Annotated in this window: 12 protein-coding genes; 2 read left to right on the top strand and 10 right to left on the bottom strand. The window is 41.3% G+C overall.

Going from position 1 to position 13,208, the window contains the following annotated elements:
• From xylB to AC075L_RS11750, 3 genes are all read right to left on the bottom strand, one after another.
• Positions 1-1,440 (bottom strand): xylulokinase (gene xylB / locus AC075L_RS11760; protein ID WP_476387705.1); only part of this gene is annotated, 1,440 nt, incomplete at its 3' end.
• Between the two features lies 1 nt (position 1,441).
• Positions 1,442-2,104, bottom strand: a complete 663-nt coding sequence (gene rpe, locus AC075L_RS11755) for a ribulose-phosphate 3-epimerase (RefSeq protein ID WP_022379840.1) — start codon at positions 2,102-2,104, stop codon at positions 1,442-1,444.
• 15 nt (positions 2,105-2,119) lie between these two features.
• A complete protein-coding gene (locus AC075L_RS11750) occupies positions 2,120-2,962 on the bottom strand; it encodes a MurR/RpiR family transcriptional regulator (protein ID WP_476387704.1) in 843 nt (280 codons plus the stop codon).
• A gap of 490 nt (positions 2,963-3,452) precedes the next feature.
• Between AC075L_RS11750 and pepT the strand changes: the two genes are divergently transcribed.
• Both pepT and AC075L_RS11740 read left to right on the top strand, forming a co-directional pair.
• Positions 3,453-4,682, top strand: coding sequence for a peptidase T (gene pepT, locus AC075L_RS11745; protein ID WP_476387703.1), 1,230 nt, complete (start codon positions 3,453-3,455; stop codon positions 4,680-4,682).
• Positions 4,683-4,720: 38 nt separating this feature from the next.
• Positions 4,721-4,930: a hypothetical protein gene (locus AC075L_RS11740; protein WP_476387702.1), complete on the top strand. Its 210-nt coding sequence runs from the start codon at positions 4,721-4,723 to the stop codon at positions 4,928-4,930.
• 89 nt (positions 4,931-5,019) lie between these two features.
• On the opposite strand, the gene AC075L_RS11735 is transcribed toward AC075L_RS11740, so the two are convergent.
• The 7 genes from AC075L_RS11735 to AC075L_RS11705 form a co-directional block, all read right to left on the bottom strand.
• A complete protein-coding gene (locus AC075L_RS11735) occupies positions 5,020-5,853 on the bottom strand; it encodes a carbohydrate ABC transporter permease (protein ID WP_049947387.1) in 834 nt (277 codons plus the stop codon).
• An 18-nt stretch (positions 5,854-5,871) separates the two neighbouring features.
• Positions 5,872-6,759, bottom strand: a complete 888-nt coding sequence (locus AC075L_RS11730) for a carbohydrate ABC transporter permease (RefSeq protein WP_476387701.1) — start codon at positions 6,757-6,759, stop codon at positions 5,872-5,874.
• 15 nt (positions 6,760-6,774) lie between these two features.
• Positions 6,775-8,061: an ABC transporter substrate-binding protein gene (locus AC075L_RS11725; RefSeq protein WP_226840052.1), complete on the bottom strand. Its 1,287-nt coding sequence runs from the start codon at positions 8,059-8,061 to the stop codon at positions 6,775-6,777.
• Between the two features lie 82 nt (positions 8,062-8,143).
• The gene (locus tag AC075L_RS11720) at positions 8,144-9,703 is read right to left on the bottom strand and encodes a response regulator transcription factor (RefSeq protein ID WP_025580772.1); all 1,560 of its coding nucleotides are present in this window, start codon (positions 9,701-9,703) and stop codon (positions 8,144-8,146) included.
• A gap of 20 nt (positions 9,704-9,723) precedes the next feature.
• Entirely contained in the window at positions 9,724-10,341 is a 618-nt protein-coding gene (locus tag AC075L_RS11715; RefSeq protein ID WP_476387700.1) for a sensor histidine kinase, read from the bottom strand.
• Positions 10,292-11,473, bottom strand: a complete 1,182-nt coding sequence (locus AC075L_RS11710; RefSeq protein ID WP_476387699.1) for a cache domain-containing protein — start codon at positions 11,471-11,473, stop codon at positions 10,292-10,294. The genes AC075L_RS11715 and AC075L_RS11710 overlap by 50 nt, the downstream gene beginning before the upstream one ends.
• Before the next feature lie 21 nt (positions 11,474-11,494).
• The gene (locus AC075L_RS11705) at positions 11,495-12,961 is read right to left on the bottom strand and encodes a GH39 family glycosyl hydrolase (RefSeq protein WP_476387698.1); all 1,467 of its coding nucleotides are present in this window, start codon (positions 12,959-12,961) and stop codon (positions 11,495-11,497) included.
• Positions 12,962-13,208: the final 247 nt, after the last annotated feature.

Below are 13,208 nucleotides of genomic sequence, written 5' to 3'. Positions count from 1 at the left end.
CTCTGCTTCTTTCAAATCGCATTCAGTAATTCCATCTTCTTCAATAAAAGCATCGCATGCTTCCTGTATCGAAGAATAAATTCCAGTTCCAACTCCGGCCAGAATTGCTGCACCGTATGCCGGTCCCTCTTCCTGCTTCAATGTATGTACATCGCATTTATAAAGATCTGCCATAATCTTTCTCCATACAGGACTTCTGCTTCCACCTCCGCATGCACGCATGGATACAACCTCTGTTCCCAGTTTCTTCAAGATTTCATTACAGTCTGCAAGGGAATAAACAACACCTTCCATAATTGCCCTAAGCATATGTGCCTGTCCATGTATGATATTCAGTCCGATAAATGCACCTCTGTATTTGGGATCAATATGAGGTGTTCTTTCGCCCATCAGGAATGGAAGGTAAATCAATCTTTCGCTTCCTATCGGAATATCTTTTGTAAGTTCATTTATCTTGTCATAAAATGATACATTTTCCTCTTCTGCTTTCTGAATCAAATCCTGACAGAAATTATTTTTCATCCATTCAATCGAAAGACCTGCCGACTGAGGACCTCCCATTGTATGCCAACACCCAGGCACTGCACAGCAACACAAATGAAGTGCACCTTCAGGAATTTCCTGATATTTTTTCAGATGAGTATATACAATGCTTGAAGTACCTATTGTTGTAAAAGCCTGCCCCTCTCTTACAATACCTGTTCCAATTGCTGCACAGGCATTATCACTTCCTCCGGCAACCACAACTGTTTCTGTTGATAATCCACACTTCTCTGCAATTTTCGGTAAAAGGTTTCCAACAACTTCCGGTGATTCATACACATCTCCAAGAAGTTCTCTGTCTACTTTCAGAAAATCAAGAATTTCCTGCGACCAACATCTGTTTTTTACATCCAGCATCTGCATTCCACTGGCATCTGATGCATCTGTCGCATACTTACCAGTAAGAATAAAGCGGACATAATCTTTTGGAAGCATAATGTGTCTGCACTTTGCAAAAAGCTCCGGCTCATTTTCTCTTATCCAGAGGATCTTTGCTGCCGTCCATCCTGCCATTGGCGGATTCGCTGTGATCTTCATCCATTTTTCCATTGGCAGTTCCAGCATTTCCGCTACCTGCTTCGTAGCTCTCTGGTCACACCAGATAATGGATCTTCTTATAACCTGATTCTCCTCATTCAACATCACAAGTCCATGCATCTGACCAGAAATTCCAATTCCCCGCACATCTTTTCCATTAACCTGACCTTTTTCAACTACACTTTTAATTGTTGAAATCGCTGCTTCTGACCAGTCTGATGGATCCTGTTCTGCCCATCCGTTTTCAGGCTGATACATTGGATATTTGACAGACGCTTCGGCTACGATTTTTCCATTCTGATCTACCAGAATCGTCTTTGTCGCACTGGTTCCCAGATCCACTCCAATTACGTATTTCATCTTATTCCTCCATGGCTGCCTGTTGCTTCATATTGGCAATGTTCTCTGCAAGATTTCCATTAAATAATGCCTTTCCTGAAACAATGATATTTGCTCCGGCCTTTATTACTTTTCCTATATTCCCACAGTTGATACTTCCATCAACTTCTATATCTTTCCACTCTCCGGTATCTGTTGACCGTCTTCTGATATCTTTTATTTTGTCAAGTGTATCTTCAATAAAGTGCTGGCCATCTCTTCCCGGATGAACGGTCATAACCTGTATCACATCTGCAAGCTTCCAGATTTCTTCTGTAAGAACTTCTGCCGAGGTTTCCGGATTCAGAACAATTCCTGCACGAATTCCACATTGCTTTATTTCTTTTAAAGTTTCTGCTACATTGCTGCAGGCCTCATAATGAACAGATATTACATCAGCTCCAGCCTCCTGCATTCTTTTTACAAATCGAACAGGTTCATTTACCATCAGATGAACATCAAATACCAGATCAGCTACACCTTTCAATCCATGAATCATTTTCATTCCACATGCCAGATTCGGTACAAAGCTTCCATCCATTACATCTATATGAACATATTCAGCTCCGGATTTTTCCATTGTTTTTAATTGTTCTCCCAGGCATTTATAGTCTGCTTCCAGTAAGGACGGTGCTATAATGCACATTATTGATCACCTCGTTTATATTTTATTACAGTCAATTACTGTCTGAATTTTCTGAAGTTGTTTTTTATAACCTTTGTTTATTTTCGTCGTATATCCCAGATAAAGTGCATCCAGTATAAACTGATCTGAAACTCTTCTGGTTACTTTATCTCTTCCCACTGTCAGGTCATTTACTGCCGTAAATAAACTGATATCTGTATATCTGAGAAGAGGAGATTTATTCATTTTTGTAATACTAATTGTAACTGCACCTCGCTCTTTTGCGATTTTCATTGCCTCTACTACATTTCTGGATCTACCCTCATAAGAGACAGCTAACGCAACGTCTTCACTTGTAAGATTGCCTGCAGTAACCATCTGCAGCATTACGTCACTATGTACGGAACACGGAATCCCCAATCTTCCAAATTTCATGTATGCCAGCTGACATACTGCAAAGGCATCTCCAACACCGAAGAAATGTATCTCTCTGGCTTTAAGAAGAGCATCCAATGCTTTTTCATAATTTTCGTCATCTGCCAAAACTAATGTATCACTCAACATCTGTACATTACTCTGATAAACCTTTTTCAGAATCGTCTTCATATCGTCTGATACTTTAATATCTTCTGAATGAATTTCCATTCCTTCTGCCAAAGCTCTGATGAAATCCTCCTTCATAGAAGAATATCCATCATATCCCATTCTTTTACAGAATCTGATAATTGATGCTTCACTGCTTCCTGATTCTCTTGCAATCTCTGCAAGCGTTAAATGTGTAATTGCTTCCGGGTTTTCAAGTAATGCAGATGCGATTGCTTTCTCTGCTCTTGGTAACGACGGTAACAAAAATCTGATGCGAACAAATAAATCATTCATATGGCGTGCACTCCATTTCTACTTCATTTATTTAATTTCACTTTGAAGTTTTTTGTTGATTAGAATATAGCATTCTGTTTCAGTGAAGTAAATATCTATAAATATTTTTGTATATTTCCACGTTTTGGCGTGTGTTTTTTGTTGATTACATCCAATTTTTTGGTTGATTTGACGTTTTTACATTTTATTTCACTTCATTTTGAAATTTACAAACACTTAAATACTTCATTTTATTTTTGTAATACGAAGTATAAGCTATAAATATATATAATACCTGTATTCATTTCTATCACTTAGATTCTTTTTTACCTCGACATTTTTTTGAAATATTTCAGAATAATTTTTAGAGATGATCCCTGCTCTCTTTTGAGAAACAGAGCTACTGACTACTGACAAGAAATATTTTTACGTAAACTCCATAACATGTTATACTTACTATACAATGCTAAGATAAATATCTATCTCAGCCCAATACCAGGAGGATTAATTCATGAAAGCATACGAACGCTTATTATCTTATGTAAAAGTATTCACTCCAAGCAGTGAAGAAACCGGTACTTCCCCATCCACACAGTATCAGTTTGACCTTGCCAGACTTCTGGTTCAGGAATTAAGGGAACTGGGTGTGAAAGATGCCGATGTAGATGAACATTGCTATGTCTATGGACATATTCCAGCAACCAGAGGATATGAATCCCGCCAAAAACTGGGCTTTATCGCTCATATGGATACAGTATCTGATTTCTGCGATCATCCGGTTACTCCGGTTATCACTCCGAATTATGACGGCAAAGACCTTGCACTTGGAACCAGCGACAGAGTTCTCTCCCCGAAAATGTTCCCTCATCTCTCCACATTAAAAGGCAGAACTCTCATTACTTCCGATGGAACCACCATCCTCGGTGCAGATGACAAAGCCGGAATTGCCGAGATTATGACAATAATTGAACACCTCAATGACAATACTATTCCGCATGGTCCTCTCTGCATTGCATTTACCCCTGACGAAGAAATAGGAATGGGACCAGCCCATTTTGATATAAAAAAATTTGGAGCTGATTTTGCTTATACACTTGATGGTGATACAGAAGGTGAAATCCAGTATGAAAACTTTAATGCTGCCAGAGCAGTAGTAGAATTTACCGGTGTAAACGTACACCCGGGTTCTTCTAAAAATACAATGGTCAACGCAGCACTTGTTGCCATGGAGTTCAATTCCATGCTCCCTTCCGCTGACACACCAAGAGATACGGAAGACTATGAAGGATTTTTCCATCTCTATTCCATAAAGGGAGATGTCTCACACGCTGCTCTCGAATATATCATTCGTGACCACGATGCAACTTCTTTTGATATCCGTAAGAAAACTATGAAACACATCACTAAAATTTTAAATGAAAAATGGGGAAAAGGAACTGTCTCACTTACCATCACAGAACAGTACCGAAATATGAAAGAAATCATCGACACCTGCATGGAACTGATTGAGCGTGCAACTGCAGCATGCAAAGAATGCAATATCCCGCCGCTTATCACCCCGATCCGCGGAGGCACAGACGGTGCCCAGTTAAGCTTTATGGGACTCCCATGCCCGAATCTCGGAACAGGAGGACATGCTTATCATGGACCTTATGAACACATTACTGTTGAAGGAATGGATATTGCTGTAGATGTAGGATTAAAGATTATCGAATTATTTTACAAATATCCATTCATATAACAACAAGAGACCTCCATAGACAGTCCCTTATTTTCCTAATGAAATCTGATATTCATGAGTCAGCGTATGGCATTTCAAGTATTATGAGCATGAGCAGGAAGTTCAAAGTTCCAATCTGCGATTACCTTTCCCCGCCATTCCGGATGTACATGGAATCCCTGATTGTAAACCCCTGTGGACCAATCGTACTTGGAATTGATCACTCCTCTGCTGCCATGGTACAGGAGACAATGGTATGTGTAAACTGATAAAAGGGATTAAACACGAAAAAAGAAACTGCATCTCCTAGTCCATGATCCTCTGATCAGAAAATACAGTTTCTCTTTATGTTCACTATTTAACCTTTTACAGCTCCAACTGTAAAACTCTCCTGAACCTGTTTGCTCAGTAACAGATAAATCACTACTGTCGGCAGTGTAGCGATCACCATACCGGCTCCGATAATTCCCCAGTTCGTGGAATGTTCTCCTACAAAAGACATAATTCCTACAGGAAGTGTCTTGTACTGTGAACTGTCTACAAATGTGTTTGCAAATAAAAGCTCGTTCCATGTATTCAAGAATGCGAAGATACAGGAAGTGGCAATTCCAGGACGTATCATAGGCAGGATGATTCTGAAAAACATGTTGAAAATATTACATCCATCAATACATGCAGCCTCTTCGATCTCTCTTGGCAGAGCTTTGAAGAATCCGCTTAATATCATAACCGTCATCGGCATGGCAAATGTAATATACGGAAGCATCAGTCCCAGATATCCGCCTCTGATTCCCAGTCGATCCAGTCCCTGGAACAGTGGAAGCAGAGTTGCCTGTACAGGAATCATGATTCCCAAACTGAAGATTGCTGCCACAATTCCTTTTGCTTTCCAGTACATTCTATTAATCGCATATGCAACCATGGATGCCAGAAGTGTTGAAACAACAACTGTCACTGCTGCATAGAAAACAGAGTTCAACAGATATCGTAAGATTTCTCCTCCCATAAGGGCCTTGGAGTAATTTCCAAAATGCCATACTTTCGGCAGACCCACCAGGTTGTTGGAATCAAATATTTCCGTGTTACTTTTGAATGAAAAAGTTACTAGCCAGTAGAACGGAAATATCTGAACAAAGGTAAATACAGCCAGGAACAGATAGATTAAGGTCTTTTTTAATTTCATAGCACTCATTTTCATCTGCGTCTCCTCTCAAATCATTGATGCATTTTCTTCAGATTTTTTGAAAATGCGATTGAGCAGGAAGCTGAACAGCAGACATTCAAACACGATGAAGAACGCCTGGGCGCTGCCGTAACCATAGCGGCATTTTACAAACAGATTATCATACATCAATGTTGCAGGAACTTCACTGACATGGTTCGGGCCGCCGCCTGTCATAACATATACCAGGTCAAATACACGCAGAGAACCAACCAGTGCAAATGTGGCACATACTTTAATCGTCGGCGTCAGCAGCGGGATCGTGATCTTCGTAGCTGCCTTGAATCCTGTAGCTCCGTCCAGTTTCGCAGCTTCATAATATTCCGGCGAAATATTCTTCACACCTGCATAGAGGATGACCATATGGTATCCGATGCTCTGCCAGATTGCCGGGATCACCGTTGTCATATAAGCAGTTTTCGGATTTACCAGCCATGCAGTATCGTTTACCATTCCCAGTGCACCCAGGATCGCATTCAGAAGTCCCTCACTGTTGAAGATCTTGCACCAGAGCTGTCCGATTACCATACTGGAGATTACTACCGGCAGGAAAAATACAGTTCTGTAAAAGCCCTCTCCCTTGATCCCGTTTGCCAGGAGGATGGCCAGGAATAACGCGATAGGGATCTGAATAAACACAGAACCTGCTGCCAGAATAAATGAGTTCAATACAGATCTCAGGAAATAAGGATCTGTTGTAAATAGTTCTTTGTAATTTTTTAATCCAATAAAGACTTTTTCTCCGATTCCGTCGTAATTGAACAGTCCGTAATATCCTGTGGTAAACAGCGGGATCACCGCCATTACCAGAAACAGGATCAGGCCCGGTGCGACGAAAACAGCGATATAGGCCTTATTACTTAAAAGTTTTTTCATAGTTTCATCCCTGCGTTATTCTGCTGCGCTGATTGCATCCTGATGTGCAGTCATAAAGCTGTCAATATCTGCGTTTCCGGAAAGTAAGGACTGAGCCTGCTCCAGATGAACAGCTGCTGCGTTTGCATTTATGATACCATCCCAGTTCTGTACACCTGTTTTTACGCCATCATAGAGATCCATTAATTTTACAAATGTCGGGGAGATCGTGTCTGTGTCAACATCTGTATTCCAGCATGGGAATCCTGTGCCAAGTTCCAGAGCCTGCTCGCCCATTTTCTCAGAAATATACATTGCGAAATCTGCGGACTCTTCCGGTGTATCTGTGTTTTTGTTTACAAAGAAGGAAGCACTTGCACCGCCTGCATAATCAGCTGCATCCTGCTCGTCAGAAACTACAGGGAATGTGATCACTTCTACATCTTTAACAGCGCTGTCTTCTGCATTGTCGATAGTTCCTGCGAACCAGCTTCCGTCAAGCTGCATTGCAACTTTTCCGTTGAGGAAGTCTGCGGTAGCTTCTGCTTCGCCGTCTTCCAGAGGGTTCTTGCCAAGGATTCCTTTGTCGTATAATTCAACAACATCTTCTGCTGCTTTCTTGAATCCCTCGTTTGTGAATTCTGTTTCGCCCAGAAGTGCGGACTGTACTTCAGAAGCACCTACTTCTCTCAGTGCAAGTGATTCATACAAAGCACCTGCAAGCCATGCATCTTTTGCGCCGACAGCCAATGGTGTTACTCCGTCCAGTTTCGCAAGCGCTTCGCCGGCTGTGATCAGTTCATCATAAGTAGTAGGAATCTCTACTCCTGCCTGGTCAAATAAATCTTTGTTGCAGAACAGGCACATCATATAGCTGTCGATCGGAAGTGCATATAAATTTCCATCCAGTTCAAAGTTGCTTGTGGAACCTTCTTTAATTCTGCTCTTAATATCATCTGTTACATAATCATTTAACGGTAAAACTTTATCAGCATCTGTAAGCTGTTTCAGTTTTCCAGGTGCCCAGTAATAAAATACATCTACTCCGGAAGCGCTGCTTGCGAATTCTGTAGAGATTTTTGTCTTATAGGATTCTGTATCCAGACCGTGAAGTTCAATTTTGATATTTTCATGTTCTTTCTCGTATTCTTCTACCGCTGCCTCGAATGCCTGTGTCTGTGCACTTTCCGGGTCTGTAAACTGATGCCATACATCCAGTGTTACTGTATCAGCAGCGAAAACTGTTGCAGATGCTCCGAAAACTGTTGTTCCAACCATTGCAGCACCCATGCACGCTGCTGTAAACTTTTTCCAATTGTTCATTTTTTTCCTCCCTGAATTATGAACTCTAAGTGACTTGTTATGTTGATATTATAAAATCCGGAAGGCGTTTTCTCAATTCAGATTATTTACCTGAAAGGGTGCGATTTTTACTTTTGTACTCATTTACTGTTTTTCCGGTGTACTTTTTAAAGGATGTTCCGAAGTAATGTGCATCAGGCATTCCCACGGCCGCCGCTACTTCATATACTTTCAGATCCGTAGTATCAAAAAGCTCCATACTCTTCTCCACGCGCTTGCGCATAATATATTTCGTAATACTTTCCCCTACAGACTGTTTGAAAATACGGCTGAGATAACTGGCATTTACAAACAGATCCGATGCGATCAGGTTCAGGGACAGTTTCTCCCTGTCCAGATTCTGTTCAATATATTCCTGTGCTTTCTGAGCTACTGTATTTCCTCCTGCATTCCGTGAAATCGTCTGTATGGTTCCCTCGATTAGAGCATACAGTGTTCTGCAGAACTCCTGCAGTGTATTAATCCCTGAAATATTTTCCAGGATCTTTACCTGTTCTTCATTATCCAGGTGTTTATTGCTTTCCTTCAATACAGACATCGTATTGTGGAAGAGCAGAACCCCCAGATTACGAAGCTGAGAGATCATCAACGGACCGTTAAAAATATACTGTTCCAGATAATGGTCTATAAATCCAACAGCCGCTTCCTGGTCACCACTTTTCACTGCGATCCTGTAACTGTCGAAATTCACCGGGTAAGAATGACTGATCTGCTGCATATATTCAATATAATCCTCGTAGAAGATCAGGGTCTTTCTCTCATCCCGCATAGTGTCTACCAGTGCTTCCTCACATTCTGAGAGTATTTTCGGACTGTCATCTATTTCTTCATAATAACAGCTGACTGATGTAGCTACTGTGCCGTCTTTGCCCAGTTCAGTAATCTGTTCAAATGCATTCCCGAGCAGCTTTTTAATCTCCGGCGTTTCTTCTACAACAAAAAATATCTTGTTCTTCTCCAGGGAAAAATACCCGTAATTTTTTTCACCCAGAGCTTCATTCATGATCTCCAGAAGTTTCAGCAGAATATCGTGATCTTCCAGATCCATGATGAGCAAAGCTCCCCGGACTCCTTTGTTTTTCCACAGCCGGATCTGATATTCAGAAAGCTTTTCCTCAGCTTCCTCAGATTTAATATACCCGGTGACGATCCTTCGAAGCAGTTCCTGGCAGAGAACCGGATAGATTTCCACATCTTTCGACTGCTGTTCCCGTTCCTTCAGGATCTGTTCCCGCAGCTTCACCGCAGCAGCCAGAAGTTCATCTGACTGGATAGGTTTTAACAGAAATTCTTCCACTCCTATGTGTATGGCTTCTCTGGCATATTCGAACTCCCGGTATCCGGTAACGATCACAATATGCACTGCCGGATATGTCTCCCGGATGCGCCTGCTCAGTTCCAGTCCATCTATTCTCGGCATATTAATGTCTGTATACACAATATCTGGCGTCTGTTTCTCCATCAGTGCCAGCGCATCCTCTGCACACTGGACATTGCCCATAATGTGAAACCCCTCCGATTCCCAGGCTACGCTTTTTTCCATTAATATGCCTTCATATTTCTCATCATCTACTATTAGTATATTAATAACATCCTTCTCCATTACTGTCCCTCTTCTTCGTATTAACCATCTGTTTTGTATGAAAAACGTACCCTCACTTCCGTCCAGCATCCCGGCTGGCTAGATATGGATACTGCATCCTCAATCCCATAAAATAGTTCAACTCTCTGTTTCACACTGTGAAGCCCGAATCCTGACTTGGAAGTTTTATATCCGCCTTCCAGGATTAGCCGGATCTTATCCTCCGGAATCCCTACCCCATTATCTCTCACAGAAACTTCCATCAGTTTGTCGTCCAGTGCCTGCACAGAAATACACAGTTCCCCTTTGCCCTCTTTCTGGCGCATTCCATGATGGACTGCATTCTCCACCAAAGGCTGCAGGATCAGTTTCAGCATCAGAATATCCAGCAGATTTTCATCCACTTTATATTCAATGCTGATTTCATTATTATACCGGATATTGATGATCGTCATGTAACTTTTGATAATATCCAGTTCTTCCCTCACCGTGATCACCTGACATCCACTGTTTAAGCTGTTTCTGTAAAATCTTCCCAGCGCCTGTGTCATCTGGAAACTTTTGTCCTGATCCCCGATCAGAGTAAGGCCGCTGATCACATCCAGAGTATTATACAGGAAATGGGGATTGATCTGCTCCAGGATCAGAATCCAGTTCATTTTTCCGAATGATCTTCTCTTCTTCCTTGGTTCTCTCCAGAAGCTTACGGATAGAATTCAACAGATTATTATAGGTCCGTTTCAGGTTGGTGATCTCATCCTCACATTCTTCATCCACCTCCAAGTTCTCAGGAATAGATTTAGAATACATCATCTGTTCTTCCATTTTCTGGATCGGTCTGCTCACTGTATGGGAAATAAAAAGCCAGCACAGGATTAGCATACCTATATTGACGATCAGGACGATGAGCGTATCGAAATAACTGATACTGTTGGAAAAACTGCTCATAGGTGTCTCTATAGCTAGGGTCCATCCATCTATCATAGATGAGATCTTTTTATACACCATGGAATTCTCTTCGCTGCGTACAATCTTTGTCTCATTTTCTTCCAGGGATCCGATAATATCCTTGCTTACATCATAGTTTTCTTTTTCCTTCGGTCCGAAGATCAAAATGTCATTCATCAACACATAAAAATTGGAATTCAGATTTCCGCCCACAGAATCGAAGATCTCGCGGATGGTTTTCTCATCGATATTTACCATGAGGATTCCCAATTTGGAATAATCTGTTTTTTTCTTGATCACACGGATCATGGAGAGAATATTTCTGTTTTTGCTTTTATAGCTGACGATTCCTCCACCATCTGTCTCAAAGATCCAGTCCCCATCCTTTTTTATGGCTTTTTCATACCAGTAGGCATCTTCTACAGCAATTTCTTTCTTCGAAACAACCTCTTCTCTGTTGCACATAAAAGAATTTCCTATATTGTCATAAAATACAATAGAGGAAATATAATCTCCTGCCAGCATGATATTGGTCAGGCAGTCCTGCAATTCTGTTCTAGTCTTCACAGTCAGATTTCCTTTGGATACCTCTTCCAGAGTATCCTGAAACATTTTGCTCCAGAACACTGCATAGGTATCCTGATTTACATGATCAATCATCAGCTCCAGGTTGCTGTCGATGGCATGAAGAGTCTGTGTTGTCATTTCACCGATATGCTTCAGATTGGATTTCTGACTGCTGTATACCACTGTTCCTATGGAAATGACAGACGACATTAAAATGCAGGCAAGGAACAATACCCATATTTTTGTCTTTATCTTCATCCTTTTCAAACCCTTCATGCATCCACCTCTTCTTATTTCCTATACCAATTTTATCAATGCCACACCATATGCCGGAAGAGCAAATTCCAGCACTGCTTCTTCTCCTTCTACCTTAACAGGTAATTCCTCTGTTTTCAACTCAGAAGCCTCTTTTAATTCCTTCACCTGAGCAGGTGTGGGATAAGTAGGGCATCCCATTTCTTCCCATTGTTTTTTCGCATTTGCATGGTTATCATCAATCCTCTGAATCTCTGCTTTTTTACCGGGGGCATTTTTGATATGAATTTCTACTTTTTCTTCAGAAACTGATTTTCCGATCATTTCCTGATTATAGACCAGAATTGCAAGGCTGCCGTCTTTGTCCACAACCGGGCAGATTCCCACATGTCCCTGTTCTTCTACTTTCGGAAGCCGTTCCTCTCCCAGCTGATGCATCAGTTCAAAGGCACGGTATACAGGTTTCGGAATTCCATGAATGGTCTGCAGTCCGAATCCACCCCTGAACTCTCCCGGAACCTGTCCATGTTCTTCGAAGATATCAGAAAATGTCCAGAATGAATATGCTTCTACATATCCATAGTTATCAATGAGAGTCTTGGTTACCAATGCGGAGCTGTAAGGTGTATCATGGAATTCGTCTCCCTCATTGGCTGAAGTGTTCCATTCTGTATAATATAATGGAAGGTTTCCTGCTTCATGCTTCGCAATACGTACCATCTTGGTCAGCAGTCCTCTACGGTCTATCTCATCGCTGTTTAAGTTGACTTCTTCTCCGAAGAAATTATCCAGATGCATATCTGCATTCCAGTTGGGATCATCTGATGGATAGTGATGAGTGGAAATAAAATCAAGCGGTACGGAATTTTTCTCACAGTAGTTGACAAAATCCGGGATCCACTCATTATTGGCAGTGGCCGGTCCGCCGGTTCTCAGGTTTGCGCCTACACTTTTTACTGCTCTGGCAGTATGTTCATATAATAAGAAATAATCTTCCTGGTCTCCTGCAAAAAAGAAATCCAGATCCGGTTCATTCCACACTTCGAAGAACCACTTCTCCAGTTCTTCCATTCCGTATCTGCTCTCCAGATGTTTCAACAACTCAACGATCAATCCATCCCACAGTTCGAAGCTCTTAGGCATGGTAACGTTTCCTTTATAATAGAAGCAAGTCTGATCACCTGATGCAAATGGTGTGGGCATGAAACTCAATTCCACAAATGGCTTCATGTCAATACTTAATAAGAAATCAAAGATATTGTCAATATTGACGAAATTGTATTCGTATTTTCCAGGCTCAACTTCTCTGACCACACTCATCTGATCATTAAAAAGTCCATGAAAACGTACATACTGAAATCCCAAATCCTTCTTGGCTTTTCTCAGCATCATTCTGTAATCTTCACGCAGTGCAGTATATGCATGGCAAGCACCTACGCATTTCTCCCAATAGTGATCAAATTTAGTTTTCGGCGCATTCTGATCTACATAAAACTTCAAATTCTCCATCTTTTCCTCCTGAAAGTGCATTTTTATTTTTTATTATAAACATGCCATTTCCATCCATGCAATACGCCCTGACTGCAAAGTCAAAATCCCGACCTATTCTGTAAAAAAATTACCCCTCTTTCTTAGTAATCCCCATATCCAGCTAACTTCCTAGTTTTCGCGAATCCCAGCCAGAAAAAAGAAATGGTTTCCCCTTTGAAACACATAAAAAAGCCAGCTATCATCTAGCTGGCCTTTCCTATATCTT

The sequence above is a fragment of the Blautia sp. ZXY-1-B12 genome, from assembly GCF_056339915.1.
The sequence above is the reverse complement of the archived record's forward strand: the minus strand, read 5'-3'. Positions and strand labels throughout refer to the sequence as shown.